Origin of the sequence: Amycolatopsis sp. NPDC051903, from assembly GCF_044452505.1 — a bacterium.
Taxonomy (GTDB): domain Bacteria; phylum Actinomycetota; class Actinomycetes; order Mycobacteriales; family Pseudonocardiaceae; genus Amycolatopsis.
This window is the reverse complement of the sequence record NZ_JBITBT010000060.1, coordinates 21,208-47,643: the sequence shown is the minus strand read 5'-3', so window position 1 is coordinate 47,643 and position 26,436 is coordinate 21,208. Positions and strand designations below refer to the sequence as shown.

Annotated in this window: 29 protein-coding genes; 14 read left to right on the top strand and 15 right to left on the bottom strand. The window is 72.0% G+C overall.

The window, feature by feature from the left end; genetic code table 11:
- Positions 1-102: 102 nt before the first annotated feature.
- Positions 103-768, bottom strand: a complete 666-nt coding sequence (locus tag ACIA77_RS49965) for a fibronectin type III domain-containing protein (protein ID WP_395893281.1) — start codon at positions 766-768, stop codon at positions 103-105.
- A gap of 339 nt (positions 769-1,107) precedes the next feature.
- Here ACIA77_RS49965 and ACIA77_RS49960 point away from each other — a divergent pair, with 339 nt between their 5' ends.
- From ACIA77_RS49960 to ACIA77_RS49950, 3 genes are read left to right on the top strand one after another with little or no spacing between them, the layout of a single operon-like run.
- On the top strand, positions 1,108-1,656 hold the full coding sequence (locus ACIA77_RS49960) for a sigma-70 family RNA polymerase sigma factor (protein WP_395893280.1): 549 nt from the start codon (positions 1,108-1,110) through the stop codon (positions 1,654-1,656).
- Complete coding sequence (locus ACIA77_RS49955; protein WP_395893279.1) at positions 1,653-2,363, top strand: zf-HC2 domain-containing protein; 711 nt, start codon at positions 1,653-1,655, stop codon at positions 2,361-2,363. Before ACIA77_RS49960 ends, ACIA77_RS49955 begins: the two co-directional genes overlap by 4 nt.
- A 2-nt stretch (positions 2,364-2,365) precedes the next feature.
- Complete coding sequence (locus ACIA77_RS49950) at positions 2,366-2,809, top strand: SRPBCC family protein (RefSeq protein ID WP_395893278.1); 444 nt, start codon at positions 2,366-2,368, stop codon at positions 2,807-2,809.
- Here ACIA77_RS49950 and ACIA77_RS49945 read toward each other — a convergent pair.
- Positions 2,797-4,215 carry an MFS transporter gene (locus ACIA77_RS49945; RefSeq protein WP_395893277.1) on the bottom strand — a complete coding sequence of 473 codons (1,419 nt, stop codon included), beginning with the start codon at positions 4,213-4,215 and terminating at the stop codon, positions 2,797-2,799. The genes ACIA77_RS49950 and ACIA77_RS49945 overlap by 13 nt on opposite strands.
- A 113-nt stretch (positions 4,216-4,328) precedes the next feature.
- Here ACIA77_RS49945 and ACIA77_RS49940 point away from each other — a divergent pair, with 113 nt between their 5' ends.
- Positions 4,329-4,721: a winged helix-turn-helix transcriptional regulator gene (locus tag ACIA77_RS49940; RefSeq protein WP_395893276.1), complete on the top strand. Its 393-nt coding sequence runs from the start codon at positions 4,329-4,331 to the stop codon at positions 4,719-4,721.
- Between the two features lie 17 nt (positions 4,722-4,738).
- Here ACIA77_RS49940 and ACIA77_RS49935 read toward each other — a convergent pair whose 3' ends face one another.
- The gene (locus tag ACIA77_RS49935) at positions 4,739-4,966 is read right to left on the bottom strand and encodes a hypothetical protein (protein WP_395893275.1); all 228 of its coding nucleotides are present in this window, start codon (positions 4,964-4,966) and stop codon (positions 4,739-4,741) included.
- A gap of 133 nt (positions 4,967-5,099) precedes the next feature.
- A complete protein-coding gene (locus ACIA77_RS49930; RefSeq protein ID WP_395893274.1) occupies positions 5,100-6,470 on the bottom strand; it encodes a cation:dicarboxylate symporter family transporter in 1,371 nt (456 codons plus the stop codon).
- Between the two features lie 179 nt (positions 6,471-6,649).
- On the opposite strand from ACIA77_RS49930, the gene ACIA77_RS49925 reads away from it, so the two are divergent.
- The 3 genes from ACIA77_RS49925 (at position 6,650) to ACIA77_RS49915 (ending at position 9,423) form a co-directional block, all read left to right on the top strand.
- On the top strand, positions 6,650-8,254 hold the full coding sequence (locus ACIA77_RS49925) for an ATP-binding protein (RefSeq protein WP_395893273.1): 1,605 nt from the start codon (positions 6,650-6,652) through the stop codon (positions 8,252-8,254).
- A complete protein-coding gene (locus ACIA77_RS49920; RefSeq protein WP_395893272.1) occupies positions 8,251-8,919 on the top strand; it encodes a response regulator in 669 nt (222 codons plus the stop codon). Before ACIA77_RS49925 ends, ACIA77_RS49920 begins: the two co-directional genes overlap by 4 nt.
- 75 nt (positions 8,920-8,994) lie before the next feature.
- Positions 8,995-9,423: a hypothetical protein gene (locus ACIA77_RS49915; RefSeq protein WP_395893271.1), complete on the top strand. Its 429-nt coding sequence runs from the start codon at positions 8,995-8,997 to the stop codon at positions 9,421-9,423.
- A gap of 24 nt (positions 9,424-9,447) precedes the next feature.
- Here the strand turns inward: ACIA77_RS49915 and ACIA77_RS49910 are convergent, their stop codons facing one another.
- From ACIA77_RS49910 to ACIA77_RS49875, 8 genes are all read right to left on the bottom strand, one after another.
- A complete protein-coding gene (locus ACIA77_RS49910) occupies positions 9,448-10,836 on the bottom strand; it encodes a beta-N-acetylhexosaminidase (protein ID WP_395893270.1) in 1,389 nt (462 codons plus the stop codon).
- Positions 10,837-10,838: 2 nt separating this feature from the next.
- Positions 10,839-11,708, bottom strand: coding sequence for a carbohydrate ABC transporter permease (locus ACIA77_RS49905; protein WP_395893269.1), 870 nt, complete (start codon positions 11,706-11,708; stop codon positions 10,839-10,841).
- A complete protein-coding gene (locus ACIA77_RS49900) occupies positions 11,699-12,655 on the bottom strand; it encodes a carbohydrate ABC transporter permease (RefSeq protein WP_395893268.1) in 957 nt (318 codons plus the stop codon). The genes ACIA77_RS49905 and ACIA77_RS49900 overlap by 10 nt, the downstream gene beginning before the upstream one ends.
- On the bottom strand, positions 12,655-13,938 hold the full coding sequence (locus tag ACIA77_RS49895; protein ID WP_395893267.1) for an extracellular solute-binding protein: 1,284 nt from the start codon (positions 13,936-13,938) through the stop codon (positions 12,655-12,657). The genes ACIA77_RS49900 and ACIA77_RS49895 overlap by 1 nt, the downstream gene beginning before the upstream one ends.
- Before the next feature lie 70 nt (positions 13,939-14,008).
- Entirely contained in the window at positions 14,009-15,142 is a 1,134-nt protein-coding gene (locus ACIA77_RS49890) for a lactonase family protein (protein WP_395893266.1), read from the bottom strand.
- An 85-nt stretch (positions 15,143-15,227) separates the two neighbouring features.
- Entirely contained in the window at positions 15,228-16,619 is a 1,392-nt protein-coding gene (locus tag ACIA77_RS49885) for a GntP family permease (protein ID WP_395893265.1), read from the bottom strand.
- Positions 16,616-18,211: an amidohydrolase family protein gene (locus ACIA77_RS49880; protein WP_395893264.1), complete on the bottom strand. Its 1,596-nt coding sequence runs from the start codon at positions 18,209-18,211 to the stop codon at positions 16,616-16,618. Before ACIA77_RS49880 ends, ACIA77_RS49885 begins: the two co-directional genes overlap by 4 nt.
- Positions 18,211-19,515, bottom strand: a complete 1,305-nt coding sequence (locus ACIA77_RS49875; protein ID WP_395893263.1) for an amino acid deaminase — start codon at positions 19,513-19,515, stop codon at positions 18,211-18,213. Before ACIA77_RS49875 ends, ACIA77_RS49880 begins: the two co-directional genes overlap by 1 nt.
- A 127-nt stretch (positions 19,516-19,642) precedes the next feature.
- Between ACIA77_RS49875 and ACIA77_RS49870 the strand changes: the two genes are divergently transcribed.
- The 3 genes from ACIA77_RS49870 to ACIA77_RS49860 are packed head-to-tail and all read left to right on the top strand — an operon-like array spanning position 19,643 to position 21,755.
- Positions 19,643-20,617, top strand: coding sequence for a sugar kinase (locus ACIA77_RS49870; protein WP_395893262.1), 975 nt, complete (start codon positions 19,643-19,645; stop codon positions 20,615-20,617).
- On the top strand, positions 20,614-21,372 hold the full coding sequence (locus tag ACIA77_RS49865) for an IclR family transcriptional regulator (RefSeq protein WP_395893261.1): 759 nt from the start codon (positions 20,614-20,616) through the stop codon (positions 21,370-21,372). The genes ACIA77_RS49870 and ACIA77_RS49865 overlap by 4 nt, the downstream gene beginning before the upstream one ends.
- The gene (locus tag ACIA77_RS49860; protein ID WP_395893260.1) at positions 21,372-21,755 is read left to right on the top strand and encodes a RidA family protein; all 384 of its coding nucleotides are present in this window, start codon (positions 21,372-21,374) and stop codon (positions 21,753-21,755) included. Before ACIA77_RS49865 ends, ACIA77_RS49860 begins: the two co-directional genes overlap by 1 nt.
- Positions 21,756-21,799: 44 nt before the next feature.
- Here ACIA77_RS49860 and ACIA77_RS49855 read toward each other — a convergent pair whose 3' ends face one another.
- The 3 genes from ACIA77_RS49855 to ACIA77_RS49845 all read right to left on the bottom strand — a co-directional run bounded on the left by ACIA77_RS49855 (position 21,800) and on the right by ACIA77_RS49845 (position 23,937).
- Positions 21,800-22,804: a 1-aminocyclopropane-1-carboxylate deaminase gene (locus ACIA77_RS49855; RefSeq protein ID WP_395893259.1), complete on the bottom strand. Its 1,005-nt coding sequence runs from the start codon at positions 22,802-22,804 to the stop codon at positions 21,800-21,802.
- Positions 22,801-23,457, bottom strand: a complete 657-nt coding sequence (locus ACIA77_RS49850; protein WP_395893258.1) for a GntR family transcriptional regulator — start codon at positions 23,455-23,457, stop codon at positions 22,801-22,803. The genes ACIA77_RS49855 and ACIA77_RS49850 overlap by 4 nt, the downstream gene beginning before the upstream one ends.
- A gap of 120 nt (positions 23,458-23,577) precedes the next feature.
- Positions 23,578-23,937, bottom strand: coding sequence for a DUF1844 domain-containing protein (locus ACIA77_RS49845; protein ID WP_395893257.1), 360 nt, complete (start codon positions 23,935-23,937; stop codon positions 23,578-23,580).
- Positions 23,938-24,139: 202 nt separating this feature from the next.
- Between ACIA77_RS49845 and infC the strand changes: the two genes are divergently transcribed.
- The 4 genes from infC to ACIA77_RS49825 all read left to right on the top strand — a co-directional run bounded on the left by infC (position 24,140) and on the right by ACIA77_RS49825 (position 26,304).
- Positions 24,140-24,769: a translation initiation factor IF-3 gene (infC, locus tag ACIA77_RS49840; protein WP_395893256.1), complete on the top strand. Its 630-nt coding sequence runs from the start codon at positions 24,140-24,142 to the stop codon at positions 24,767-24,769.
- Positions 24,770-24,848: 79 nt separating this feature from the next.
- On the top strand, positions 24,849-25,043 hold the full coding sequence (gene rpmI, locus ACIA77_RS49835) for a 50S ribosomal protein L35 (RefSeq protein ID WP_204095232.1): 195 nt from the start codon (positions 24,849-24,851) through the stop codon (positions 25,041-25,043).
- A gap of 74 nt (positions 25,044-25,117) precedes the next feature.
- The gene (rplT, locus tag ACIA77_RS49830; protein ID WP_009079612.1) at positions 25,118-25,495 is read left to right on the top strand and encodes a 50S ribosomal protein L20; all 378 of its coding nucleotides are present in this window, start codon (positions 25,118-25,120) and stop codon (positions 25,493-25,495) included.
- Positions 25,492-26,304 (top strand): TrmH family RNA methyltransferase, encoded by an 813-nt coding sequence (locus tag ACIA77_RS49825; RefSeq protein WP_395893282.1) that lies wholly within the window; start codon positions 25,492-25,494, stop codon positions 26,302-26,304. Before rplT ends, ACIA77_RS49825 begins: the two co-directional genes overlap by 4 nt.
- Positions 26,305-26,436 lie beyond the last annotated feature (132 nt).

The following is a 26,436-nucleotide window of genomic DNA, read 5'->3' as shown; positions in this document are numbered from 1 at the left end:
CCCCCCCCCCCCCCCCCCCCCCCCCCCCCCCCCCCCCCCCCCCCCCCCCCCCCCGGCCCCCCCCCCCCCCCCCCCCCCCGCCCCCCCCCCCCCCCCGCCGCGTCAGTCCTTGCCGGTCGTGCGGTGCACGACGGGGGAGGCCGGGCCGTAGTAGAGCGCGCGGACGCGGAACGAGCTGCCCTGCTCGCCCGGCAACGGGGAAAGCGCGCAGGTCGTCACGTTCGGGTCGGTGACCTCGACCGGCGCGAAGTCCGTGGCACCGGGTTTGCGCAGCTCCACGAGGAAACCGGTTTCGTCCGTCGAGCGGTCGGCCCAGGTGAACTGCACGGCCGCGTCCTCGGCGGCGACGGCTCGCACCGCGGCCGGGGCGGCGGCGTCGCCCGGGGTGTGCACGGAAACCGCCGCGCCCGGGGGAGCGGGCGCAGCCGGCGCGCCCGCCGTCACCACCGCGGACACGGGGCCGAAGAACTCCCGCACGCGGTAGTAGAACGGCGTCTCCGGGATCAGGTCCGGGTGCCGGTAGGTGGTCTGCGCGGACGGCAGGTACTGCAGCGCCGTCCACGGGCCTCCGGCGGCGTTCGCGTACTCCAGCAGGTGCCCGCCCGCGCCGGGACCGGTCGCGGGCCAGCGCAGGTCGATGTCGGTCGGGGTGGTGAGCGTCGCGGTCAAGTCCGGTGACGCGGGGGCCGGAGCGGCCGGGGCGGCGGCACAGCCGGCGGCGCACAGAGCGGCGAGCCCGACGAGCGCGAGACGGGTTTTCACGGGCACGGCGAGCCTCCGGGACGATCCAGGCGGCGGCGGTGCCGCGTCAGCTTAGGAACCGCGCGGTGTGATCGACAAGCGACGTCCCGGCCACCGACACCACCCATCCAGGCGCGCGCCGGCGACGAATTCCGGTGCGGAACTTTCTGAACTCCCGGTGAACCGGCGCCGCACGGCATCCGTGTCAGGGGTGTCGGGACCTCTCAGCACGACGGACTCTCCAGGAAAGGGGGCGATCTCCCGGTGGATGCGACGGCGGTACTGGGCGTACGGCGACGACCGGCCTTCGAGCTGTGTCGTGCAGTACTGTCCACGCCTACCCAGAACACCGTCGGGAGGTCGAGGGTGGCGATCGGACGCGGGCAGCCGAAGAAGGCCGCCGCCGAGCAGCTCGTGGAGCAGCTCTACGCGGAGCACGGGCGGAGCCTCATGGCGTACGCGACCCGGCTGACGGGCGACCGCGCAGCCGCGGAGGACGTGGTGCAGGAGACGCTCGTGCGGGCCTGGAAGCACGCCGGTGACCTGGCCGAGGACCGGAAGGGCTCGGTCCGCGGCTGGCTGCTCACCGTCGTGCGCAACCTGGTCACGGACCGGGCGCGCGCCCGCTCGTCGAGGCCCGCCGAGGTCGCCGAAGGGCCGGAAACCCTGGCGGCGCCCGTGGAACGCGACCACGCCCAGGGCGTCGTCGACTCGATGACGGTGCTGGGTGCCCTCGAAGGGCTGTCGCAAGAACATCGCGACGTGCTCGTGGAGATCTACTATCGAGGGAGATCGGTGGCGGAAGCGGCGGAGTTGCTGGGGGTCGCGCCCGGCACCGTGAAATCCCGGTCGTACTACGCCCTGCGCGCCCTGCGCGCGGCGATGGTGAGCGGCGGAACGGAGGCAGTGAGATGAGCGCGGTCGAGCAGGAGCACGCGCAGCTCGGCGCCTACGTCCTCGGCGCACTGGAGCCGGCGGAAGCGGCGGAGTTCGAACGCCACCTGGCCACGTGCGCGCAGTGCCGGTTCGAGCTCAAGGACTTCAGCGCCCTGCGGGAGGCGCTCGACGAGGTGCCGCCCGAGGCGTTCCTCGACGGCCCGCCCGAGGGCGGTGACCTGCTGCTGCAGCGCACGCTGCGGCGGATCCGGGCCGAGGAGGAGCAGGCCCCGCCGGTCGAAGCACCACGGCGCACCGGGCAGCGCCGCGGCCTCGCGCTCGTGGCCGCGGCCGTCGTCGCCGTGGTCGCGCTCGGCGGCGGGGTCGTCATCGGCCGCCAGACCGCGCCCGACACCGGCACCCAGCAGGTCGCCGTGCCCGGCACGCGCGACGTGTCGGCCACCAACGCGGCGACGGGCGCGAGCCTCACCGCGTCGGTGATCCCCGCGCCGGGCTGGGTCCGGGTGCACGTGTCGGTGAAGGGCATCGCCGCGGGCGAGCGGTGCAAGCTCGTCGTCACCGCCAAGGACGGCGCGCAGTGGGATGCCGGCAGCTGGCTCGTGTCGGAGAAGTGGAGCACACAGGGCTTCGGTCTCGACGGTTCGGCCGTCGTCGCGCCGGCGGACGTCGCCTCGGTCGGCATCGTCACGCTCGACGGCCGCGACCTGGTGTCGGCGAAGGTTTAGCGGTGGCGGGCGCCGAGTACCGGTTCCGGAGCACGTGGTGGCTCCCGTCGGCGCCGGCGCCGCGCGTCTTCGACGCCGTCGTGGACCTCGAGGCGTACCCGCGGTGGTGGTCCGACGTGCGCTCGGTCCGCCGCGTCGACGACGACACCGCCGAGGTCGTCTGCCAGTCGAACCTGCCCTACCGCATCGTGATCGCGATGCACCGCGAAGAGGAGGACCCGGAATCGGGTCACCTGCGGGTCGGGCTCAGCGGTGACCTCGAAGGGTTCCTCGCCGGCGCGCTGCACGTCGTCGGCCCGGGCACCCGGCTGGAGATCACGCAGCACGTGCGGGCGCGCAAACCGTTGCTGCGCCGGCTCGACGTGGTGGCCCGGCCGTTCTTCCGCGCGAACCACGCGTGGATGATGCGGCGGGGCCACCACGGTCTGGCCGCCTACCTCGCCTGACCCGCCACGCACAGCTCCGGTGCCGCGGCCGGACGCGGCCGTCGCGCCAGCACGAGCGCCGCGACCGCGGCGGCGAGGAGCACGAAGCCCGCGCTCAGCCCGTATGCGAGCCGGTAGCCCGAAGCCAGCGCTTCGCGCGCCGCCGTCCGCTCGGCGACCAGGCCCGCCGTCCGCGCCGCGGCGGCGGTGGCCAGTACCGCCGTGCCGATTGCCGCACCAACCTGTTGCGTGGTGGTGATCAGGCCCGACGCGACGCCGGAGTCGGCGGCGTCCGCACCCGACATCGCGAGTCCCATCACCGCCGGGATCGCCGCTCCCGCACCGGAACCCATGAGGACCAGCGCCGGGAACACGTGGACGAAGTAGCTGCCCTGGGCGGGCACGCCCGTGAGCAAGGCGAAGCCGGCCACGACCACCGCGAGCCCGGCGACGAGCACCACCCGCGGGGAGAACCGGGCGCTCAGCTTCGCCGAGAGCCCCAGCGAAAACACCGCGATCATCACCGGCGCGGGCAGGAACGCGACCCCGGTGCCGAGCGCGCCCAGTCCCAGCACCTGTTGCAGGTAAAGCGCTGTCACGAACTGGAAGCCCATCATCCCGGCGACCATGAACACCATCGCGAGGTTCGCGCCGCTGACCGCGCGGACCCGGAAGAGCCGCAGCGGCAGCAACGGCGTGCGTGCCCGCGCCTGCCGCACCACGAACGCGGCCAGCAGCAGCACCCCGCCCGCGAGCGGCAGGAGTTCACCGTCCTGCACGATCCCGTACACGAGCAGCATCACGCCGCCCGTCACGAGCACCGCGCCCAGCGCGTCCAGCCCGCTTCGCAAGCCGCGGCCGCGATCCGCGTCCACCACCAGCGGCGCCAGTACGAGCGCGGCGACCCCGATCGGCAGGTTGACGTAGAAGGTCCAGTGCCAGTCGAGCGCCTGGGTGAGCGCCCCACCGGCGATGAGCCCGATCGAGGCGCCCGACGCCTGCGTGAAGCTGAACACGCCGATCGCGCGAGCCTGCGCGCGCGGCTCGGGGTACATCGTCACGATCATGCCCAGCACCACGGCCGACGCGAGCGCGCCGCCGATGCCCTGCACGAACCGCGCGACCACGAGCACTCCCGCGTCGGCCGAGAGCCCGGCGGCCAGCGAGGACGCGGTGAAGACCACGAGCCCGGCGAGGAACACCCGCCGCCGGCCGAGGAGGTCGCCGAGCCGGCCGGACAGCAGGAGCAGCCCGCCGAACGCGACGAGGTAAGCGTTGACCACCCAGGCCAGGCCGGCGGAGCTGAAGCCCAGTTCGGCCTGGATCGAGGGCAGGGCCACCGCGACGATGGTCCCGTCGAGCACCACCATGAGCGAGGCCGCGCACAGCACCACGAGTGCGATGGCGCGGCGGCGAACTTCCGGCATTTCGGTCCCTCCAGAACGGCTCTCCGAAGAGAATCCCAGGTCGTCCCCAGGGCATCTCTTGTTACCGGGACCATCTTGTGTGACCATGCCCAGGTGCGGAAGGAGGCACTTTCATGTCCCAGGGGAACACCGCTGTGACCGACGAGGTCAGCACGATCGACCCGGCGAAACTCGACATGTGCACCGTGCTCGAGGTGCTCAACCGGATCAGCGGCAAATGGGCGATCGGCATCCTCCTGGAAGCCTCGCGCGGCCCGGTGCGGTTCACGGAGCTGGAGCGCTCGGTGGCCGGGATCAGCCGCCGGATGCTCACGCTGACCCTGCGCAACCTCGAACGCGACGGGCTGCTGGAGCGCACCATCTACCCGACGGTGCCGCCACGCGTGGAGTACCAGGCGACGCCGATGGCGCGCGAGCTGTACGATACGTTGTCCGGGCTCGTCGGCTGGGCGGAGCGCCACCGCGAGGAGATCGCCGTCGCGCGCGAGGTCTACGACACCAAGTGAGGTTTTCCCAACGGTGATCACGTCCGGACTCCGTTGAGGACGAGGCCGGTGCGGACGAGGTAGCCGGTCCGGCTGGGGCTGAGCATGACGTGCCGGAGGGTGTGCCGTCGCTGCTTGAGCTCTGCGGCGGTGTGGGCAGGTAGCTGCAGCGGTGGCCTGGGGGCCGCCGGCGGCGGCAAGCCCATCCAGGGCGTCGCGGGTGTACCGGCCGTCCGGTTCAGCTCGCCCTCAACCGAAGTGATCATCGTTGAGAAAGGCAGTGGACAGCCGTGTGCCGTGGTCGTGAACACGGGGGACGCTCACGACCACGGCACACGGGGAGTTCGCACCCTCGCGGGGGGAGCGGGCCGGAAGGAGCCCTCGGGTGCGAACGGGCTTCTAGCTCCCGGTGGTGACGGGCACCGGCGCGGAGCGCTCCTCGGCCGGCGGTTCGGGGGTCTTGGCCTCGTCGAGCAGTGTGGCTTCGTCGAACGGTGCCGACCCGGCGAACACCTGGCGGGACTTGTCGCGGTCGAACTCCTTCATCCACGATCCGATGAGGACGGTCGCCACGGCGTTGCCGGCGAAGTTCGTGAGCGCACGGGCCTCGGACATGAACCGGTCGATGCCGAGGATGAACCCGACGCCGTCGACCAGTTCCGGCCGGTGCGACTGCAGGCCGCTGGCCAGGGTCGCGATGCCGGCGCCGCTCACGCCCGCCGCACCCTTCGACGCGATGATCATGAACAGCAGCAACGTGATCTGCTCGCCCAGCGCGAGCGGCTCGTCCTGGGCCGTGGCGATGAACAGCGTCGCCATGGTCAGGTAGATCGCGGTGCCGTCGAGGTTGAACGAGTAGCCGGTGGGCACGGTGATGCCGACGACGGGCTTGCTGACGCCCAGGTGCTCCATCTTCGCGATCAGCCGCGGCAGCGCCGATTCCGACGAGGACGTCGAGAGGATCAGCAGGAACTCGCGGCCCAAGTACCTGAGCAGGCTGAAGATGCTGACCCGCGCGCCGAGCCACAGCACCGTGCCGAGGATGCCGAACACGAAGATCAGGCACGTGACGTAGAAGCCGAGCATGATCACCAGCAGGCTGCGCAGCGCGCCCCAGCCGGTGGCGCCGACCACGGCCGCGATCGCGCCGAACGCGCCGACGGGGGCGGCCCACATGATCATCGACAGGATCCGGAACACCAGGCGCTGCACGTGTTCGATACCGCGCAGGATCGGCTCGCCGCGCTTGCCCAGCTTCTGCAGCGCGAACCCGGTGAGCAGCGCGATCAGCAGCGTCTGCAGGACCTGGCCTTCGGTGAACGCCGAGACGAACGAGGTCGGGATGATGCCGAGCACGAAGTCGACGCCGCCCTCGGCGCCCTTGGCCTGGTCGTGGACCTTCGACACGTCGGCGGGGTTGAGGTGCAGCCCCGTGCCCGGGTGCAGGATGTTGCCGACGACGAGGCCGATGGCGAGCGCGAACGTCGACATCACGATGAAGTAGACCAGCGCCGTCACGCCGACCTTGCCGACCTTCGCCGCCTTCGCGACCGAGCCGATGCCCAGCACGATGGTGCAGAAGATGATCGGCGAGATCATCATCTTGATCAGGTTGACGAACCCGGTGCCCAGCGGTGCGAGCTGCTTGCCGAACGACGGCCAGATCAGGCCGACCAGCACGCCGAGCACCACGGCGACGATCACGGTGAGGTACAGGTAACGCGTCCGGTCGCGCTTGGGCGCGGCCGCTTCGGGGGTCGGTGTCGGCACCGTTGCCTCCAGCTCGGGGTGGGCGGAACGCCGGTCACTATGCGGGGCGGATATGACCAGCGTCACCGTTGTGTTCATTGAGTTCGCGTGCGTTGTCCGGTCCGGTTCGGACGGTGGTACGCGGGGGCGGTGGCGCCACCGGTGTGTTGCCCGGCGGGCGGGTGTGCTGGTATGGGCACGTGCCTGCCCCGCCGCGGACCCGCTCGAGCCGCTGGAGCCTCGCCCGCCAGCTGCTGGTCCTCCAGCTGGCGGTGCTGCTCGTGCTCGTGGCGGGCGGGCTGACCATCGCCTACCTCGACGCCCGCCGCACGGTGACGGACCGGGCGCGTGAGCAGTCGCTGGCGGTCGCGCACGCGATCGCCGACGCGCCGGGCGTGGTGCACGCGGTGTCCACACCGGACCCGTCGGCGATGCTGGAGCCGTACGCGCTGCAGGTGCAGGCCGACGCCGACGTCGACTTCGTGACGATCATGACCCCGCGGGGGATCCGCTACACGCACCCGAACCCGGCGCTGATCGGGCAGCCGTTCCTCGGCCACATCGGCGCCGCCCAGCGCGGCGGGCTGGTCACCGAGACCTACACGGGTTCGCTCGGGCCCTCGGTCCGCGCGGTCGTGCCGGTCTTCGACGCGAACCACCGCGTGGTGGCGCTCGTGGCGGTCGGCATCACGATCGCCGCGATCTCGGCCGAGCTGCGGGACCGCGTGTGGCCCCTTGCCGGCGTCGCGGGGGCCGTGCTGCTCGTCGGCGCGTGCGGCGGGTGGCTCGTCAGCGCGCGGCTCAAGCGCCAGACGCGCGGGATCGCGCCGGGGGAGCTCAGCAACCTGTTCGAATACCACGAGGCCGTGCTGCACTCCGTGCGCGAGGGTGTGCTGCTGGTCGGGCGCGACGGCCGCGTCGGGCTGTGCAACGACGGTGCCCGCGCGCTGCTGGGCCTCACCGGCGACCCGGTCGGCCGTCCGCTCGCCGAACTCGGCTTGCCCGAAGAGCTCGTGGCCGCCTTCGTCTCGGCCGAGACGCGCACCGAGGAGCTGCACCTGACCGACGCGCGCGTGCTGGTGGTCAGCACGACTGTCGTGCGCTCGGGCGGGCGCGCGCAGGGCACGGTCGTGATCCTGCGCGACCACACGGAACTCCAGGCGCTCACGGGTGAGCTCACCACGGCCCGCAGCCTCGCCGAAGCGCTGCGGTCGCAGGCGCACGAGGCCGCGAACCGGCTCCACACCGTGGTTTCGCTCGTCGAACTCGGCCGCCCGGAGGACGCCGTCGAGTTCGCGACGGCCGAGCTCGCGCTGGCGCAAGAGCTCACCGACCGCGTGATGAGCGCGGTCTCCGAACCGGTGCTCGCCGCGCTGCTGCTGGGCAAGGCCGCGGAGGCGAACGAACGCGGGGTCGAGTTCACGATCACGCCGGACACGGTGATCGAAGACCTCGGCGTGGCCCTCGCCGGGCGCGACCTCGTCACGATCCTGGGCAACCTCATCGACAACGGCATCGACGCGGCCGTGCGCGGCGCGAGCGGGCGGCCGGGTGTGGTCGTCACGGCGTTCACCGACGAAGCCGGGCTGCTGCTGCGGGTCGCCGACAACGGGCCCGGGGTACCGGAGGAAGCTGTGGAGGACATGTTCCGCCGCGGCTGGTCGACGAAGGCGGCCGAGGGCCACGGGCTCGGGCTCGCGCTGGTGGTGCAGGCGGTGCGGCGCTACAGCGGCAGCGTCGAGGTCGGACGAGACGCCGGCGCGGTGTTCACGGTCCGGTTGCCGAGACAGGAGGCGCTGCGGTGATCCGCGTGCTGGTGGTGGAGGACGAGCCGGTGGCCGCCGAGGCGCACCGGCTCTACGTCGAGCGGCTGGCCGGCTTCACCGTCGCCGGCGTGGTCCACTCCGGCGGCGACGCCCTGCGCTTCTGCGAGCGCGAACCCGTCGACCTCGTGCTGCTCGACTTCTACCTGCCCGACACCCACGGGCTCGCCGTGTGCCGCTCGCTGCGCGCGGCCGGGCTGCCGATCGACGTCATCGCCGTGACGTCGGCGCGCGACCTCGCGCTGGTGAAGGCGGCGGTGTCGGTGGGGGTGGTGCAGTACCTGCTGAAGCCGTTCACGTTCGCCTCGCTGCGGGAGAAGCTGGAGAGCTACGCGGAGTTCCACCGGGCGTCCGGTGAGGTCACCGGCCAGGCCGAGATCGACCGCGCGCTCGCGACGCTGCGCACCAGCGAGCACACCGCGCTGCCGAAGGGGATGAGCGGCGAGACGCTCGAAGCGATCACCACGGCGCTGGCCGCCGCCGACGAAGGTCTCTCGGCCGCCACGGCCGCGAGCGCGATCGGCGCGTCGCGCGTCACCGCCCGCCGGTACCTGGAGTACCTGGCGGACAACGGCGTGGTCCACCGCGAACCCCACTACGGCCAGGTCGGCCGGCCCGAGGTCTGGTACCGCTACGGCCCCGTATAACGACCTATACCGCTCGGGTTCTGGCCGCGCGTCGCGCGGTACGGTCACCGCGAACCGACGCTGAGGAGACCCCGGGTGCCTGCCGACCCACGCCCACGGCTTCGGCTGTGGCACCTCACCGAATCCCGCTTCTCGTCGCGCTCCCCGGAGTTCGCCACCCACACGACCGCGTTCACCGTGCGGCCTCCTCTCGAAGGCGATGCGCGCGACACCGTCACGTGCCCGTGGTGCGCCACCGAACTCCGGCTGCGCGTCGCGTCGCCCGAACGCTTCCGCCGCTCGCTGGGGCAGTGGGCGCTCGGGTGCGCGGCCGCGCTGCTGACGCTCGTCGCCGGCGCCGTGGTCGTCGTCGCGACGCCGCTCCTGGTGGCGGGCGTGGTGTTGCTGGTGGGCGGATTCCTGGCCGCGGTCGTCACGGCCGCGGGCTGGTGGTGGAGCACCGGCGTGCGCCCGGACGGGACACCCGGGCCGCACCACATCCGGCCCGACCGGTCCCGCCGCTGAATTCGCGGTACTCGTCGTCGGGCATCAGCGCGGCCGGCCCGGTACCCCCGGCCGGGTCTGCCACGGGTGCGGCCCGTCGAGGGGCCGGTATTCGACGCCCAGTGCGTCGAGCCGTGGCAGGTGGTGCTCGCGCAGGCGGGGCAGGAACTCCGCGAAGTCGCGCGGGCCGCTGCTCCACACGACCTCGGCAAAGGCGCTGAGCCGCGGGAAAGCGGCGTAGTCCACGCGCCGCGCGGTGTCGAGGTGCTCGGACCACACCTGGGCCTGCGCGCCGCGCAGCCGGGGACCGGCCAGGGCCGGTTCGTAGGCGTAGACGTCTTCGAGCGTGTGCCGGTAGCCGACGGGGATGGGCTCGTCCGGGTGGTCGGACTGGCGGTGGTCGAGGTACACGCGGTCCTCGGGGCACAGCACCACGTCGTGCCCGCGCGCCGCGGCGAGTTCGCCCCGCGCTTGGCTCTGCCACGCGCCGATCACCATCGGCGGCAGGCCCTCGACGTCCAGTACCTCGTCCCAGCCCAGCGCCTGCCGGCCGCGCGCCGCGAGGTGCGCCGCCATCTCCCGCACGAACCGGCCGTGGGCTTCGGTCGCGCCGGGGACCTCGTCGCCGCCCAGCCCGATCACCGGTGCGGGGAAGATGTCCAGGACGTGGTCGAACACCGCGCGGAAGAAGTCCACAGTGGACTCCGACGGATCGAGCAGCGACGTGCTGATGCCCCACGACGTCCAGACTTCCCATTCCGCGCCCGGGTCCGGGCCGAGCTCGGGGTAGGCGGCGATAGCCGCGCGGGCGTGGCCAGGGACGTCGATCTCGGGTACGACCGTGACGGCCCTCGAAGCGGCGTACGCGACGATCTCGCGCAGGTCGTCGGTGGAGTAGAACCCACCGTGCGGGCGGCCGTCGCGTTCGGGGCCGTCGTGGCGCCCGGTCATCGACGAGCGCCGCCAGCCGCCGATCGAGGTCAGCTTCGGGAACCGCGGCACCTCGAGGCGCCAGCCCTGGTCGTCGGTGAGGTGCAGGTTCAGCACGTTGAGCTTGTGCGCCGCGAGCAGGTCGACGAACCGCAGAACTTCGGCCTTCGTGCGGAAGTGCCGCGCGACGTCGAGCAGGCAGCCGCGCCACGCCAGCCGCGGGTGGTCCTCCACGACCCCGCACGGCAGCCGCTGCCCGGCGCGGATCGGCGCGGCGCGGAACGCGTCCGGGCCGGCGAGCTGCCGCAGCGTCTGCCGGCCGTAGACCTCGCCGGCCGCGTCGGCGACGCGCAGCGTGACCCCGGTCGGCGTGATCGTGAGGCGGTAGCCCTCCGCGGGCAGCTCCGGCGCGGGCCGCACGGTGACGGGCGCCGGCCACGGGCACGTGCCGGGCACCTCGGTCACCGAGACCGGGCGGGGGAGCAGGGTGTCGAATCCGGGCATGCTCAGCCTTTCACCGCGCCGGACACCCCGGCCACGAGCCGGCGTTGCACCAGCACGAAGAACACCAGCACCGGGATCGTCATGAGGGTCGAGGACGCCATCACCGCGCCCCAGTCGGTGTCCTCCGGTTTGAAGAACACCAGGATCGCCTGCGGCAGCGTCTGGTTCTCGGTCTTGGAGATGATGAACGTCTTGGCGAACAGGAAGTCGTTCCACGCGTGGATGAACGCCAGCACGCTCACGGCGACCAGCCCAGGCGCCACGAGCGGGAACAGGATCTGCCACGTGAAGCGCAGCCGCGAAGCCCCGTCCAGCTTCGCCGCCTCCTCCAGCTCCACCGGTACGGCCGCGACGAACCCGCGCAGCAGCCAGATCGCGAACGGCAGGCTGAACGCCAGGTGCACCAGCACGAGTGAGCCCAGCTCGTTGAGCCCGAACGCCGGCACGGCCGTGCCGATCTGGCGCATCAGGAAGAACAGCGGAATGGTCAACGCTTCCACCGGCACCATCTGCGCCACGAGGATCATCACCAGCAGCACCGCGCGGCCGCGGAAGCGGAACCGCGTGAGCGCCACCGCCGACAGGAACGACAGCAGCAGCGACAACACCACCACGGCGAGCGCGACCACGAGGCTGTTCAGGAAGAACCGCCCGAAGCCCGACACGGTGAGCACGCGCTCGAAGCTGTCGAGCGAGGGCGCGAACGTCCACGGCTTCGGGTTCGCAGTCTGGATCTCACCCGCCGGCTTGAACGCCGAGAGCACCATCCAGTACAGCGGGAAGGCCACGAGCCCCGCGACCACGACCGTCACGACTTCGGCCACGAACCGGCCCGGCCGGCGCACGCCGGTCCTGGCCCTGATCACAGCCATGCCGTGCTCCGGCGCTGCGAGCGGACGTAGAGCCCGGTGACGGACAGGAGCAGCAGTGTCATCACGACTCCGATCGCCGAGCCGAGCCCGTACTCCTGCCCGGCGAAGGCCTGCTGGTAGGCGTAGACGTTGAGCACGAGGTTGCGCCCCGCCACGCCGCCGCCGTTGGTCATCACGTAGATCTGCGTGAACACCTTGAAGTCCCAGATGATCGACTGGATGGTCGCGATCATCAGCAGCGGCCGCACCATCGGCAGCACGACCGACCACGCGCTCCGCCACGGCGACGCGCCGTCCAGCGCCGCGGCTTCGAGCACCTCCTCGGGGATGGCCTTGATCCCCGCGTACATCGTGACGAGCACGAACGGGAACGAGCACCAGATCACCTCGGCCGCCACGAGCCCGAACGCGCCGAAGGTGCCGAACGTCCACGAGTGGTGCGCCATGCCGGTGAAGCCGACGCCCGAGAGCACTTCGTTGACCAGGCCGAAGTCGGTGTCGAAGAGGAACAGCCACACGTACGAGCCGGCGATCGCGGGCGTCGACCACGCACCGAGCGCGGCGAGGAACAGCAGCGTCCGCGGCACCGCCCGGACCTTCGACGCCAGCACCGCCAGCGCCGTGCCGACCACCAGGCTGCCGAGGACGCACGCGGCCGCGAAGCCGACGGTCTTGGCCAGCACCGTCCAGAACTGGACGTCCGAGAGCAGCGCGGCGTAGTTGTCGAACCCGAGGAACACCAGCGGCGCCGCGCCCGCTGCCTGCGGCTGCCCGTAGTCGTAGAACGAGATCAGCACCAGCTGGTAGATCGGGTACACCAGCAGCGCCGCGAGCAGGACGCCCGCGGGCAGCAGGTACGCCACTGCCGCGCGCCCGTCGCGGCGCCGGCGCGCGCGGCGGGGCGCGACCGGTGCCGGGACGGAGACGGGCAGCTGAGACGCGACCATCAGCCGAAGTTCTTGTTCATCGCCGCGGTGGCGTCGGCGAGCGCGCCGTCGACGTCCTTGCCCCCGGTCGCGATCTGCTGCACGGCGGTGGGCAGCACGTTCTGACTGTCGATCTTCGACCAGCCCGGCGTGCTCGGCACGAACTTCGTGCCTGCGGCGAGCGTGTCGACGAAGGGCTTCAGCGTCGGGTCGTTCGCGGCGAGCTTCTTCTGCACGCTGCCCAGTGTGGGCAGGTTGCCCATCGCGGCGTACATCTTCTCCTGGTACTTAGCCCCGGCCAGCAGTTCGGCGAACTGCACGGCGAGCCCGTGGCGCTTGCTCGCGCCGAACACCCCCAGCAGGTTGCCGCCGGCGAACGCGGGCGCGACCGAACCCGGCGTGGTGCCCGGCAGCGGGATCACCGCATACTCACCCTTCACCGCGCCCTGTTCCACGGCCTTGCGGTTGAAGTCCCCACCGATCGTCATGCCGGCCTTGCCGCCCGCGAACGCCGTGACGCTCTGCGTGCCGGTGAGGTTCGCGCACGCGGCGGGCGGGCAGATGTCGTCGGAGAGCAGGTTCGCGTACGCGGTGATGCCCGCCTTGGCCTGCGGGGAATCCACCGTGGCCGTGAACGTGCCGCCGGCGGACTTGGCGACGTCGCCGCCGTTGGCCCAGATGAACGGCAGGAGCGCGTAGGTGTACTTGCCACCGGTGGCGATGCCGTAGAGGTCGGGCTTGGCCGCGCGGATCTTGCGCGCGTCGTCGGTCAGCTCGGCGAGCGTCGCCGGCGGCTCGAGGCCCAGCTCGGTGAACACGTCGGTGCGGTAGTAGAGGGCGCGGATGCCCGTGTACCAGGGCAGGCCGTAGGTCTTGCCACCCGACTTGGCGGTGTCGAGCACCGCCGGCAGCAGGTCCTTGCCCTCGCTCCACGCCGAGATGTCGGACGTCAGGTCGCTCAGCGCGCCGGTCTGCGCGTAGCTCGCGACGTCGGTGTTGCCGAACTCGGCGACGTCCGGGGCGTTCGAGGGATCGTTGAAGGCGCCGGAGAACTTGTCGGCGCGCCCTTCGACCGGCACCCACTGCACGTCGACGGTCACGCCGGCGTGGGCGGCCGTGAACTCCTTGACGGCTTCGCCCACCGCCGCCTCCTTGGGCGCGCGGTTGGCTTCGTCGAACAGCCAGACCCGCAGGGTGCCGGTCTGCTCGTCGCCACCCGGACCCGCGGGCGCGGACTGGGTGGGGGCGCAGCCGGCCAGCAGGGCCAGTGCGGCAACAGCGGTGAACGTACGACGCACTCTCATCGTTGAGCTCCCAGTGGGTAGGGCTCGCCGGCGCCGGACCGGTCGGTCCGCCGCCCGCGAGCGACGCCGGTCAGGCGAAGAAGACGGAGTTGACCGAAGGCACGGCGAGTGAGCCGGCGACGGCGCCGGGCAGGCCGGTCGCCGGGTCGCGCGGCAGCCAGGTGACGGTGCCGGAACGCTGGTTGGCGACGTAGAACCAGCGCTCGTCGGCCGGCAGGGCGAGGTGGCGGGGCCAGTTGCCGCCGGTGTCCACACTGGACACGAGCTTCAGGCCGGTGCCGCCGCCGGTGACGGTGAACGTGGCGAGGGTGTTCGGGCCGCGCACGGTGGCGTACACGAACTTCGCGTCCTTCGACACCACGATCTCTCCGGGGAACAGGTCACCCGTGGCTCCCGCGGGCACGGCGGGGACGACTGCGAGCGGCGTCAGCTTGCCCGCCGCGGCGTCCCACGACAGCACGGTGATCTCCGGCCGCAGCTCCTGGGCGAGGTAGGCGTAGCGGCCGTCCGGGTGAAAGGCCAGGTGGCGCGGCCCGGCTCCCGACGGGAGCGTGACCTGCTGGTGCAACGCGAGTTTCCCGGTTCCGGTGTCCAGGGTGTACACGTACACGGAGGCGGCGCCGAGGTCCACCGACAGCACCCACCGGCCCGTCGGGTCGTTCACGACCTGGTGCGCGTGCGCGTCGCGTTCGGCTCCGACGTGCTGCTGCAGGTCCGTGGCGGGGCCGAGTTCGCCACCGTCGAGGATCGGCAGGACGACGACGCTGCCGGAGCCGTAGTTGGCCGCCAGCACGTACTTCTGGCTGCTGTGCACGGACAGGTGCGTGGGCGCGCTGCCCTTCGACGACACGGAGCCGAGCAGGTTCGGGTTCTCGGCGTCGCGCACGTCGAGCGCCGAGATCGCTCCGTCCGGGTCGCCTTCGTTCGTGACGTAGAGCGTGTGGCCGTCGAGGCTGCGGTCGAACCACGACGCGTCGGGCACGCTGGAAACCGTGCGCACCGGGGTCAGCGCGGTACCGGTGCGGCTCACGACGTCGAGCCCGTGGCCGGCGGGCGGCGTGCTGGTGTAGCTGCCGACGTAGGCCGTGGCGCCGGCGTCGCGCGGACAGCCGGGCGCGGCCGCGGCGAGCTGCGCTCCGACCACGGTGCCGAGGCCGGCGGCGCCCGCGGCGCCGAGGAACGTGCGACGGGAAAGTCCTGCCATCGAGGTTTCTCCCAACGGTGAGGGGACCGGTTCTCTGGACGGCGGCGTTCTCGGCGGTGGCCGGGTGCGGTGACGAAGATATGGTTCAGACCACTGCCATGATCAATGCTGCCACGGCGAACCCGCTCACGGAAAGGACTGTTTCCAACGCGGTCCACGTTTTCAGCGTCTGGGGCACGGAAAGCCCGAAGTAGCGCGAGACGATCCAGAAACCGCCGTCGTTCACGTGCGAGGCGATGATGGACCCCGCGGAGATCGCGACGACCACGAGCGCGAGCTGCGCCTGCGAATAGTGCAGCTCCACCACGGAAGGCGCGACGATGCCGCTCGTCGTCACGATCGCGACCGTCGCCGAGCCCTGCGCGATGCGCAGGCCGCAACTGATCACGTACGCCGCGAGGATCACCGGCAGGCCGGCGTCGCCGAGCGAACCCGCCACGGCTTTGCCGATGCCCGTCGCGGCGAGCACGGCGCCGAAGAACGACCCCGCGCCCACCACCAGCAGGATCATCGCGACCGGCCGCAGCGCGTTGGCTGACAGCTGCGCGAGGTCCGCGCCCGTCATGCCGCGGCGGCGGCCCAGCAGCCACGACGCGAGCAGGGTCGCGATCGTCAGCGCGATGGCGGGCGTGCCGAGGAACGCGGCGACGCTCGCGGCTCCGGAGTTCTTCGGCAGCACGATGCTGCCGAACGTGCCCACGAGGATCAGCACGAGCGGGATCGAGATGATGCCCGCCACCAGGGCCAGCGACGGCGGGTTCTGCTCTTCTTCCTCGTCGTCGCCGGCGAGCTTCGCGAACTCCTCGGCCAGCGGTACGTCCACGCGCTTGCCGATCCACGTCGAGTACAGGATGCCGCCGATGAACCACGCCGGGATGCCGCAGATCGCGCCCATCAGGATGAGCCAGCCGAGGTCCACGTGCAGCAGGCCGGCGGCGGCGACGGGCCCGGGGTGGGGCGGGATGAACGCGTGCGTGATCGACAGGCCCGCCAGCAGCGGCATCGCGTACAGCACGATCGAGCGGCCGCCGTGCTTGGCCGCGGCGTAGACCAGCGGCGCCAGCACGAAGATGCCGATGTCGAAGAACACGGGGATGCCGAAGATCAGGCCGGACAGGCCCATCGCGAGCGGTGCGCGTTTCTCGCCGAAGGTGCGCAGCAGTGCGGACGTGAGCACGCGAGCGCCGCCGGAGCGTTCGAGGATCGACCCGAGCAGCGTGCCGAGGCCGATGATCGCCGTGATGTGCCCGAGGATGCTGCCGAACCCCTTTTCCAGCAAGGAATCCGACGTCTTCTGCGCGGTGCCGACCAGCGTGCCCACCGGCAGCCCGGCGGCCAGCGCGGTCAGCACGCCCACCACGATCAGGGCGATGAACGGCTCGAGCTTGACCTTGATGATGAGCACGAGCAGCACCGCGATCGACACCGCGGCGAGCGTGAGCAGACCGCCGGTCGTGGTCTGCAGCCAGTGGATCATCGGCCCCTCCCGGGGGAACGAAGGGAATGACCGGCGAGGGCGCCGGTGGGGAGACCGTCCTCGAGCGCGGCGACGCCGTTCACGAAGACGTGGGAGATGCCCGTGGCGGCTTGCCGCGGGTGGTCGAACGTCGCGGTGTCGGCGACCGTGTCCGGGTCGAACAACACCAGGTCGGCGGCGTAGCCGGGGCGGACGAACCCCCGGTCGGGCAGCCGCAGCCGCCGCGCGGGACGCCCGGTGAGGTGCGCGACGCAGTCGGCCAGCCCGAGCACGCCCAGCTCGCGGACGTAGCGCGCGAGGTAGCGGGGGAACGTGCCCCACGCGCGCGGGTGCGGCCGGTCACCGACGAGCAGTCCGTCGGATCCGCCGGTGTGCGTGCGGTGGCGCATGATGGCCCGCACGTTCTCCTCGTGCCCCACGTGCATCAGGCACGAGGTGCCGAGGCGTTCGTCCAAGAGCGTGTCGAAGTACAGCTCGGCCGGTGCTTTTCCCGCCGCCCGCGCGGATTCGGCGACGCTGCGGCCCACGAGCGCGGCGTTGCCGGGGTGGCGCACGCCGTTGATCTCGATCGCCGACCAGTCGATCGGGACGCCGTGCGCACCGTCCGAACCGGACTCCTCGAGCTCGGCGCGGACGCGCTCGCGGGTGTCCGCATCGGACAGCCGCGCCAAGGTCGCCTCCGGCCCGCCCTCGGTGGCCCAGCTGGGCAGCAGCGCCGACAGGTAGGTCGCGCCGGGCAGGTACGGGTAGGTGTCGAGCGTGATGTCGCCGCCCGCGTCGAGCGCGTCGTCGAGCAGCTTCAGCAACTCCGGCGCGCGGCCCTTGTTGACCGAGAAGTTCATCGTCGCGTGCGCGAGGTGCAGCGGGCAGCCCGAGCGGCGCGACACGTCGACCATCTCGGCGAACGCCTCCAGCGCGCCGGCGCCGTAGCTGCGGTGGTGGGGGCTGTAGTAGCCGCCGTGTTCGCCGACCACGCGGCACAGTTCGACGAGCTCGGCCGTGTCGGCGTACATCCCCGGGGTGTAGGTCAGCCCCGACGACAGGCCGAACGCGCCCTCGGCCAGCCCCGTCGCGACGAGCTCCTTCATCCGGGCGAGCTCCGCGGGTTTCGCCGGCCGGTCCGCCCAGCCGACGGCGAGCATGCGGACCGTGCCCTGCGGTACGAGGTAGGCCGCGTTCACGGCGATGCCGCGGTCGAGCCGGTCGAGGTACTCGCCGACCGAGCGCCAGTTCCAGTCGAACCCGGCCGGATCGTCGTTCCAGCCGGCGAGCTGCCCGCGCAGCGTTTCCAGCACGGTGTCGTCGACCGGCGCGTAGGACAGCCCGTCCTGCCCGAGCACTTCGGTGGTCACGCCCTGGGAGACCTTGGCGAGGTGGTCCGGGTTCGCGAGCAGCTGCAGATCGGAGTGCGAGTGCATGTCGATGAACCCGGGCGCCAGCACCAGTCCGTCGGCGTCGAGCACTCGCCCGCCCGTGAGCGAGCCGGGTTGCGCGACCTCGGTGATGCGGCCGTCGTCGAGACCGACGTCGTGGCGGGTGATCGGGCCGCCGGTGCCGTCCGCGACGCGGGCGCCGCGGATGACGAGATCCATCAGAACCACGTCCGCACGAAGTCGACCACGGTCTCGCCGTCGGTGTCCACCACCGGCAGCAGGGGCCACTTGTCGAACGTCGTGCACGGGTGCGACAAGCCGAGCCGCACCCAGTCGCCCACCTCGACGGGCGAAGCCGCCGGCAGCGCGAGGAACGCGTGCTGGTCGTTGAGCTTCGTGACGGTGTGGCCGGCGAGGTCCGTGACCACGCCGTCCTTGCGCAGCAGCTGGGGCTCGGGCATGCCCTCGTCGTAGGGCAGGTCGCGCTTGCCCGCGGTCAGCAGTGCGAGCTCGGCCGTGGGCTTCGACGTGACCTGCGCCCACGCGTGCAACGCGGCGTGGAACGGTTCGACGCCGGCCAAGCGCGGGTGCGCGCCGAGCGGCGAGATCTCGCGGTAGAAGCCGTCGTCGTGCGTCACGTACGCCCCGCTGCGCAGGATCGGCAGCACGTCCAGGCCCTCGGGCCACGGTTTCGTGAGCTCTTCGGCGACGCGGTCGAAGTACGCGCTGCCGCCGGCCGTCACGTACACCCGGCCTTCGGCGAGGAATCCCTTGTCCGCGAACGCGATCGCCGAATCGCGGAGAGTGTCCACATAGGAGCTGATCTTCGCCAGGGCGGCGTCGTCGGTGTCGTGCGACAGGGCGCCCTCGTAGCCGCCCGTGCCGCGCAGCCGCAGCGCCGGGCTCTTCGCGGCCGCCTCGGCCACGGCGAGCGCCGTCTCGGGGTCGCGCACCCCCGTGCGCCCGCCCGCGCCGCCGAGTTCCACCAGCACGTCGACCGGCCGCGCCGATCCGGCCAGTGCCTCGGTCATCAGCTCGACCCCGCGCACCGAATCGACCCAGCAGACGAACTCGAAGGCCGGGTCCGCGGCCAGCTCGCCGGCGAGCCACCGCAGACCGGCGGGGTCCACGAGCTGGTTGGCCAGCAGGATCCGCGACACCCCGAAGGCGCGGTAGATCCGCAGGTGGCCCGCGTTCGCGGCGGTGACGCCCCACGCGCCGTGCTCGAGCTGGCGCAGGAACAGCTCGGGCGCCATCGTCGTCTTGCCGTGCGGCGCGAGCGCGATGCCGTGGCCGGAGCACCACGCGGCCATCGTCGCGAGGTTGTGCTCCAGCGCGGCGGCGTCGAGCACCACGAACGGGCCGAAGAAGCCGTCGGCGAACAGGTTCGCGCGGCGGGCGGCGGCCTCGTCGAGCGTGTGGCCGTCGAGTGCGGGTGCGATCGAGCGGAACCGCCAGTCGATCTTCTCGTCGCGGCCCGCGCGGACGGCGGCGGCCAGGGTGGCGTGCTCGGGACTGTTCATCAAGGAGACCTCACCAGCAAGGACCTCGGTTGCGTATGTTGCAACGGACGTTGCGCAAAATGCGCGCCATAGGTGTAGCATCCGGTTCGCCACAGGTCAACGGGGTGACGGAACAGGGAGAAATTCAGTGACCAGCCCGCCCGAGGTGCTCTGCATCGGCGAGTCGATGGCCCTGTTCGTGCCGGCCGAACCCGGCCCGCCCGAGCGGGTGCGCACCTGGTTGCGCACGATCGGCGGTGCGGAGTCGAACGTCGCGTGCCACCTGCCGGCGCTCGGCGTGCCGAGCGCGTGGGTGAGCGCGGTCGGCGACGACCCCTTCGGTCGCGCGCTGGTGGCCGAGATCGCCGCGGCGGGCGTCGACGTCAGCGGCGTCGAGGTCGACCCCCAGCGCCCGACGGGCTTGTACGTCAAGGAAAGCGGTGCGCAGGGCAGCCCCGTGCGCTACTACCGGGCGGGCTCGGCCGCCTCCGCGCTGGGCCCGGACCTGGTGGACCGGCTGCGGCTCGACGGCGTGCGCGTGCTGCACCTGTCCGGGATCACGCCCGCGCTCTCGGACAGCTGCCTCGCGCTGGTGCGCGCGCTGCTCACCGCCCCGCGCGGCGAGGCGCTCGTGTCCTTCGACGTCAACCACCGCCCGGTGCTGGGACAGGACGTGGCCGTGCTCGCGGAGCTGGCGGGCCTCGCCGACCTCGTGCTCACCGGCGACGACGAAGCCGAACGCGTCTGGGGGACCGGCGACCCCGCGCGGCTGCGCGAACTGCTGCCCGGGCCGCGCACGCTCGTCGTCAAGCACGGCGAACGCGGCGCGACCCTCGTCGAGCGCGACGCGCCGCCGGTGTTCGAACCCGCGCTGCGCGTGGACGTGGTCGAACCGGTCGGCGCCGGCGACGCGTTCGCGGCCGGCTTCCTGGCCGCGACCCTGCGCGGCGCGGACCCGGCGACCCGCCTGCGCCGCGGCCACCTCCAAGCCGCCGCAACCCTGCTTACCCACGACGACGTCGGCGCGCCCCTGCCCGAGCCGGTGGTGACTACGCTGCTGCGGGCGGACGCCGAAACGTGGGGCGCGGCCCGCCTGACGGGAGAAGGCGTGGTGGTGACGTGAGCCAGAGCCTGGACCGGGCATTGACCGTGCTGGGCGGGCTCGCCCGCGGCGCGAAGACGCTCGACGAGCTCGCCGAGGAGATCGGCGTGCACAAGACCACCGTGCTGCGCCTGCTGCGGACGCTGGAGGCGCACCACTTCGTGTGGCGCGAGGGACCCCGCCACTACCGACTCGGCAGCGCGCTGTTCGACCTCGCGAACCAGGCGCTCGAAGGTCACGACGTGCGGCGCAGCTCCCACGACGCGCTCGCGGCGCTCAACGACCGCACCGGCCACACCGTGCACCTCGCGTCCTACGAGGACGGTGAGGTCGTCTACATCGACAAGTTCGAGGGCCACCACTCGGTGCGGATGTACTCGCGCATCGGCAAACGCGCGCCGCTGCACTGCACGGCCGTCGGCAAGGTGCTCGTGGCGGCGATGCCGCCCGCGCGGCGCGAGGAGCTCGCGCGGTCGATCGAGTACCCCGTGCTCACGCCGAACACGATCACCTCGCCCGAGGCCTACCTCGAAGAGCTGGCGAAGGTCATCGAACGCGGGTACGCCGTGGACAACGCCGAGCACGAGGACTTCATCCACTGCGTCGCGGCGCCGGTGCGCGGCGCGGGCGGCGCGGTGCTGGCCGCGGCGTCGATGTCGGTGCCGAAGGTGCTGCTGGACTTCGACGGCCTGCTCGCGCTCGTGCCGCAGCTGCTGGCCGCCACGGAGGAAGCTTCCGTCCACAGTGGATGGACGGGGAACGGAAAGGGGCAATGATGGGCAAGACGGCGATCACCACGCAGAACGCGCCGAAGCCGCCGGCGAAGTTCTCGCAAGCCGTCCGCAAGGGGAACATCCTGCAGGTCGCGGGCACGGTCGCGTTCGACCCGGCCACCGGCGCGATCGTCGGCGACGACATCGCGGCGCAGACCCGGCAGGTGTTCAAGAACATCGAAGCGCTGCTCGCCGAGGCCGGCTCGAGCTGGGCCGACGCGGTCATGGTGCGCGTGTACCTCACCGACACGAGCCACTTCGGGCCGTTCAACGAGGTCTACAACGAGCTGATCGGCGAGGCTCCGCATTCGGCCCGCACGACCGTCTACGTGGGACTGCCCGCCGGTCTCCTCGTGGAGATCGACGTGCTCTGCGTGCTCGACTGACGCGCTTCCGGGCCCCGGCACCCCCGCCGGGGCCCGGATCGCGGTCAGCCCAGCACGCTCGTGTACGCGTTGATCGCCGGCTGGCCGCCGAGGTGCGCGTAGAGCACGTTCGACTCGCGCGGGATCTCCCCGCGGCGCACCAGGTCGAGCAGCCCGGCCATCGACTTCCCCTCGTACACCGGGTCGGTGATCATCCCCTCGAGCCGGGCGGCGGTGCGGATCGCGTCCAGCGTGGTCTCGTCGGGGATGCCGTACGTACCGGCGTGGTAGCGCTCGTCGAGCTCCACGTCGGAGACCTCGATGGTCCGCGCGCCGATGAGTTCGGCCGTGCCCTGGGCGATGCGGGTGATCTGGTCGCGCGTCTCGGCGGGCTTGGCCGAGGCGTCCACGCCGAGGATCCGCCGCGGCCGCTCGCCCAGCGCGGTGCCCGCGATCATGCCGGCCTGCGTGCTGCCGGTGACCGAGCAGACGACGACGGTGTCGAAGAAAACGCCCAGCTCACGCTCCTGCTGTTCCAGTTCGGCGACCCAGCCCGCGAAGCCGAGCCCGCCGAGCCGGTGGTCAGACGCGCCGGCCGGGATGGCGTAGGGCTTTCCGCCCGCGGCGGTGACCTCCGCGAGCACCTTCTCCCAGCTCTCCTTGAACCCGATGCCGAACCCGGCCTCGACGAGCCGCACGTCGGCGCCCATGATCCGCGACAGCTGGATGTTGCCGACCTTGTCGTGCAGCGGGTCGTGCCAGTCGACCCAGCTCTCCTGCACCAGCACGGCCTTCAGGCCCGCGCGCGCCGCGGCCGCGCCGACCTGGCGCGTGTGGTTGGACTGCACGCCGCCGATCGACACGAGCGTGTCCGCGCCCTGCGCGAGCGCGTCGGCCACGAGGTACTCGAGCTTGCGCGTCTTGTTGCCGCCGTAGGCGAGCCCGGAGTTGAGGTCCTCGCGTTTGGCCCACACGGTCGCGCCGCCGAGGTGCTCGGTGAGGCGGTCGAGCCGGTGGATCGGCGAGGGGCCGATCAGGAGCGGGAAGCGGGGGAAGCCGGTGAGGCTCACGGGGTCTCCAGGGTGTCGAGGGTGGCTTCGAGGTCGGACCAGATCGTCGAGGTGACGGCGGCGGCGGTCTCGGCGTCGCCGGCTTCGACCGCGTCGATCAATTCGGTGTGCCGCTTGACCGACCGGTGGGCGGGCAGGGAGCTGAACCGCGCGTACTCGAGCCGGCGCAGCAGTGGCGTGTAGCGGTCGAGGGTCGCGGCGACGGCGCGGTTGCCGCACGCGCGCACGGGTACGTCGTGCAGTTCGTCGTCGGCCGCGATCGCCGCGGCCACGTCACCCGAGCCGACCGCGGCGGCGAACCGCTCGTTGGCCGAGCGCATCGCGGCGACCTGCTCGGCGCCGAGCCGGGGGAGTGCCTGGCGGACGGCGAACTCGTGCAGCGCTCGCACGAGCTGCACCGCGTCGCGCACTTCGTCGCCCGCGATCGCGGCGACGCGGGTGTAGCTCTGCGGCTTCGACTCGACGAGCCCGTCGCCGGCCAGCCGCAGCAGCGCCTGCCGCACGGGGGCGCGGGACAGCCCGAGCTCGTCGGCGAGGTCGGCGTCGCGCAGCGGGGTCCCGGGCGCGAGGGTGCCGTCGATGATGGCCTGGCGGATGCGGTCGTAGGCCTCGTCGCGCAGCAGCGGCCGGGTGACCTTGGGAAGCGGACTCACATCTAACATGTTAGATGCCGGACGTCGGCGAGGGCAATCCCGGAAACGGCGACGGCCCGTCCGCGACGGTGCGAACGGGCCGGTGGTGGTGCTCGGCGGGACCCCGGCGGATCCCGGACCTCAGTAGACCGGGCCGGTGTACTTCTCGCCCGGGCCCTGGCCGGGCGCGTCGGGCACCGCGGAGGCTTCGCGGAACGCCTTCTGCAGCGACTGCAAGCCGTCGCGCAACGGGCCGGCGTGCAGGCCCAGGTACTCCACGGACGAGGTGACGAGCCCCGCCAGCGCCGTGATCAGGCGCCGGGCCTCGTCGAGGTCGCGCCGCGGCGAGGTCTCGGGGTCGGCGTCGGCCAGGCCGAGGCGCTCAGCGGCGGCCGACATCAGCATCACGGCGGCGCGGCTGATCACTTCGACGCTCGGGATGTCCTCGAGGTCGCGCACGTCAGGGGAATACGGGGGCTGTTGCGAAGGTTGTTCTGACACGTCTGGTACCCTTCCACGTGCGACCAGCCCTCGAGCGATCGGGGGCGGCAAGTGGAGCCCCGCTCCCACCCGCGTCACCGCCTCAGGTGTCCGGGTCCGGTCTCGCCGACGTGGTGGATGAGTCTATCCGTCACCCCGGCGAAGCGTTCGGTCAGCACGACCGCGCGCGATCGGAGACAGAGCGGGCCCCGTAATCGGCTGGATGCCGGTGACGGGGCCTGAGTCATGTGGGCACCAGGTCGAGAAGAGAAGTAGTCACTCGGACCAAGGAGGGCCCATCAGCTCCGAGACACGCATCAACGAACGCATCCGGGTGCCGGAGGTCCGGCTCGTCGGACCCAACGGCGAGCAGGTCGGCATCGTCCGGATCGAAGATGCGCTGCGGCTGGCCCAGGAACACGACCTCGATCTCGTCGAGGTCGCCCCACAGGCACGTCCGCCCGTGGCGAAGCTCATGGACTTCGGCAAGTTCAAGTACGAGAGCGCGCAGAAGGCCCGCGAGTCCCGCCGCAACCAGCAGATGACGGTCATCAAGGAACAGAAGCTGCGTCCGAAGATCGACCAGCACGACTACGAGACCAAGAAGGGTCACGTGTCGCGGTTCCTGGCGGCCGGTAACAAGGTCAAGGTCACGATCATGTTCCGTGGGCGTGAGCAGTCCCGGCCGGAACTCGGTTTCCGGCTGTTGCAGAAGCTCGCCGACGACGTGACCGAGCTGGGCTTCGTCGAATCGTCGCCCAAGCAGGACGGTCGCAACATGATCATGGTGCTGGCCCCGCACAAGAACGTGAAGCCGAAGGTCGCGAAGGCCGAGCCGGTTCCCGAGGCCTAACGCCTCCAGCAGCGCCCAGCACAGTCAGCGGCACACCGGGGCACCGGTGTGCCGCCGCACGGAAGAGGACAGAATCACCATGCCGAAGATGAAGACGCACAGCGGTACGTCCAAGCGCATCCGCGTGACGGGCACGGGCAAGCTGCGCCGCCAGAAGGCCGGTCGCCGCCACCTGATGGAGAAGAAGTCCAGCCGCGTCACCCGGCGCCTCGAGGGCACCACCGAGCTCGCCAAGACCGAAGCCGGCCGCGTCAAGCGGCTGCTCGGCATGTGAGCCAGAGCCGCTCTCCGCACTCGTACTAACCACCCCCGGGGTCACCTCGCCCCCTGAACCGACAGGATGGACCAGTGGCACGCGTCAAGCGGGCGGTCAACGCCCAGAAGAAGCGTCGCGCGACTCTCGAACTGGCCAGCGGTTACCGCGGCCAGCGCTCGCGGCTGTACCGCAAGGCCAAGGAGCAGACGCTCCACTCGCTCAACTACGCCTACCGCGACCGCCGCGCGCGCAAGGGTGACTTCCGCCAGCTGTGGATCACCCGCATCAACGCGGCCGCTCGTGCCAACGGCGTGACCTACAACCGGTTCATCCAGGGCCTCAAGGCCGCCGGTGTCGAGGTCGACCGCAAGATCCTCGCGGACCTCGCGGTCAACGACGCCGCCGCCTTCACCGCGCTCGCCGAGCTCGCCAAGGCGAACGTCACCACCGGCGAAGCGAAGTCGGCCTGACCGGCAGTTTTCCGCGACCCGGGGCGGATCCGTTCACCGAACGGACGCCCCGGGTCGTTGCTGCGCGCAAGTTGACGCGGCGCGCGGAACGCGACAAGACCGGCCGGTTCCTGGCCGAAGGCGGCAACGCCGTCGAGGCGGCGCTCGCCCACGGGCACGTGTACGAGCTGTTCGTCACCGAACGCGCGGCGGCGGCCCACGGCGCGCTCGTGTCGGCGGCCTCGGCCGCCGGGGTCCCGGTGTCGGCCATCACCGACCGCGCCGCCGACGGCCTCTCGGAAACCGTGACGCCGCAAGGGATCGTGGCCGTCTGCGCCCTCGTCGACCGTCCACTGGAGACGGTGCTGGCCGGCGCGCGCCTCGTGGTCGTGCTCGTGGACGTGGCCGAGCCCGGCAACGCCGGCACCGTGATCCGCGTGGCCGACGCCGCCGGTGCCGACGCCGTCGTCCTCGCGGGCGACACCGTCGACCCCCACAACGGCAAGAGCGTCCGCGCCGCCGCCGGCAGCACGTTCCACGTGCCGCTGGCCCGCACGCGCGACGTCCCCGCGGCGCTGGCGGCGGTCCGGGAAGCGGGCCTGCGCACCCTCGCCGCCCACGGCTACGCCACGACCTCTCTCGAGACGGTCACGTTCGGTGACCCGATCGCGTGGATCTTCGGCAACGAAGCCCACGGCCTGCCGGAGTCCGTGTTGGACTCCGTCGACGCGGCGGTGCGCATCCCCTTGTACGGCAAGGCCGAAAGCCTCAACCTCGCCACGGCGGCCGCGGTGTGCGTCTACACCGCCGCGATGGCCGCCCACCGCTGACGTCCGCCGGCCTCGCCGCGAGTGCGCAGGTGATCCGGCGCGGCCGCTCCGGAAGCGGAGGGTGAGCGGCCGGGGCCCGGGGCCGATCCCCTAGACTTGGCTGCCCGATGTGCACGTGCGGCTGCCTGCCCG

Bases quoted from the DNA above. Each gene is read 5' to 3' on its own strand.
- infC (WP_395893256.1), top strand. From the start codon at position 24,140: ATGCCGGTGACGGGGCCTGAGTCATGTGGGCACCAGGTCGAGAAGAGA.
- ACIA77_RS49885 (WP_395893265.1), bottom strand. From the start codon at position 16,619: ATGATCCACTGGCTGCAGACCACGACCGGCGGTCTGCTCACGCTCGCC.
- ACIA77_RS49895 (WP_395893267.1), bottom strand. From the start codon at position 13,938: ATGAGAGTGCGTCGTACGTTCACCGCTGTTGCCGCACTGGCCCTGCTG.
- ACIA77_RS49910 (WP_395893270.1), bottom strand. From the start codon at position 10,836: ATGCCCGGATTCGACACCCTGCTCCCCCGCCCGGTCTCGGTGACCGAG.
- ACIA77_RS49905 (WP_395893269.1), bottom strand. From the start codon at position 11,708: ATGGCTGTGATCAGGGCCAGGACCGGCGTGCGCCGGCCGGGCCGGTTC.
- ACIA77_RS49940 (WP_395893276.1), top strand. From the start codon at position 4,329: ATGTCCCAGGGGAACACCGCTGTGACCGACGAGGTCAGCACGATCGAC.
- rpmI (WP_204095232.1), top strand. From the start codon at position 24,849: ATGCCGAAGATGAAGACGCACAGCGGTACGTCCAAGCGCATCCGCGTG.
- ACIA77_RS49880 (WP_395893264.1), bottom strand. From the start codon at position 18,211: ATGGATCTCGTCATCCGCGGCGCCCGCGTCGCGGACGGCACCGGCGGC.
- ACIA77_RS49860 (WP_395893260.1), top strand. From the start codon at position 21,372: ATGGGCAAGACGGCGATCACCACGCAGAACGCGCCGAAGCCGCCGGCG.
- ACIA77_RS49935 (WP_395893275.1), bottom strand. From the start codon at position 4,966: ATGATCACTTCGGTTGAGGGCGAGCTGAACCGGACGGCCGGTACACCC.
- ACIA77_RS49945 (WP_395893277.1), bottom strand. From the start codon at position 4,215: ATGCCGGAAGTTCGCCGCCGCGCCATCGCACTCGTGGTGCTGTGCGCG.
- ACIA77_RS49890 (WP_395893266.1), bottom strand. From the start codon at position 15,142: ATGGCAGGACTTTCCCGTCGCACGTTCCTCGGCGCCGCGGGCGCCGCC.
- ACIA77_RS49955 (WP_395893279.1), top strand. From the start codon at position 1,653: ATGAGCGCGGTCGAGCAGGAGCACGCGCAGCTCGGCGCCTACGTCCTC.
- ACIA77_RS49900 (WP_395893268.1), bottom strand. From the start codon at position 12,655: ATGGTCGCGTCTCAGCTGCCCGTCTCCGTCCCGGCACCGGTCGCGCCC.
- ACIA77_RS49875 (WP_395893263.1), bottom strand. From the start codon at position 19,515: ATGAACAGTCCCGAGCACGCCACCCTGGCCGCCGCCGTCCGCGCGGGC.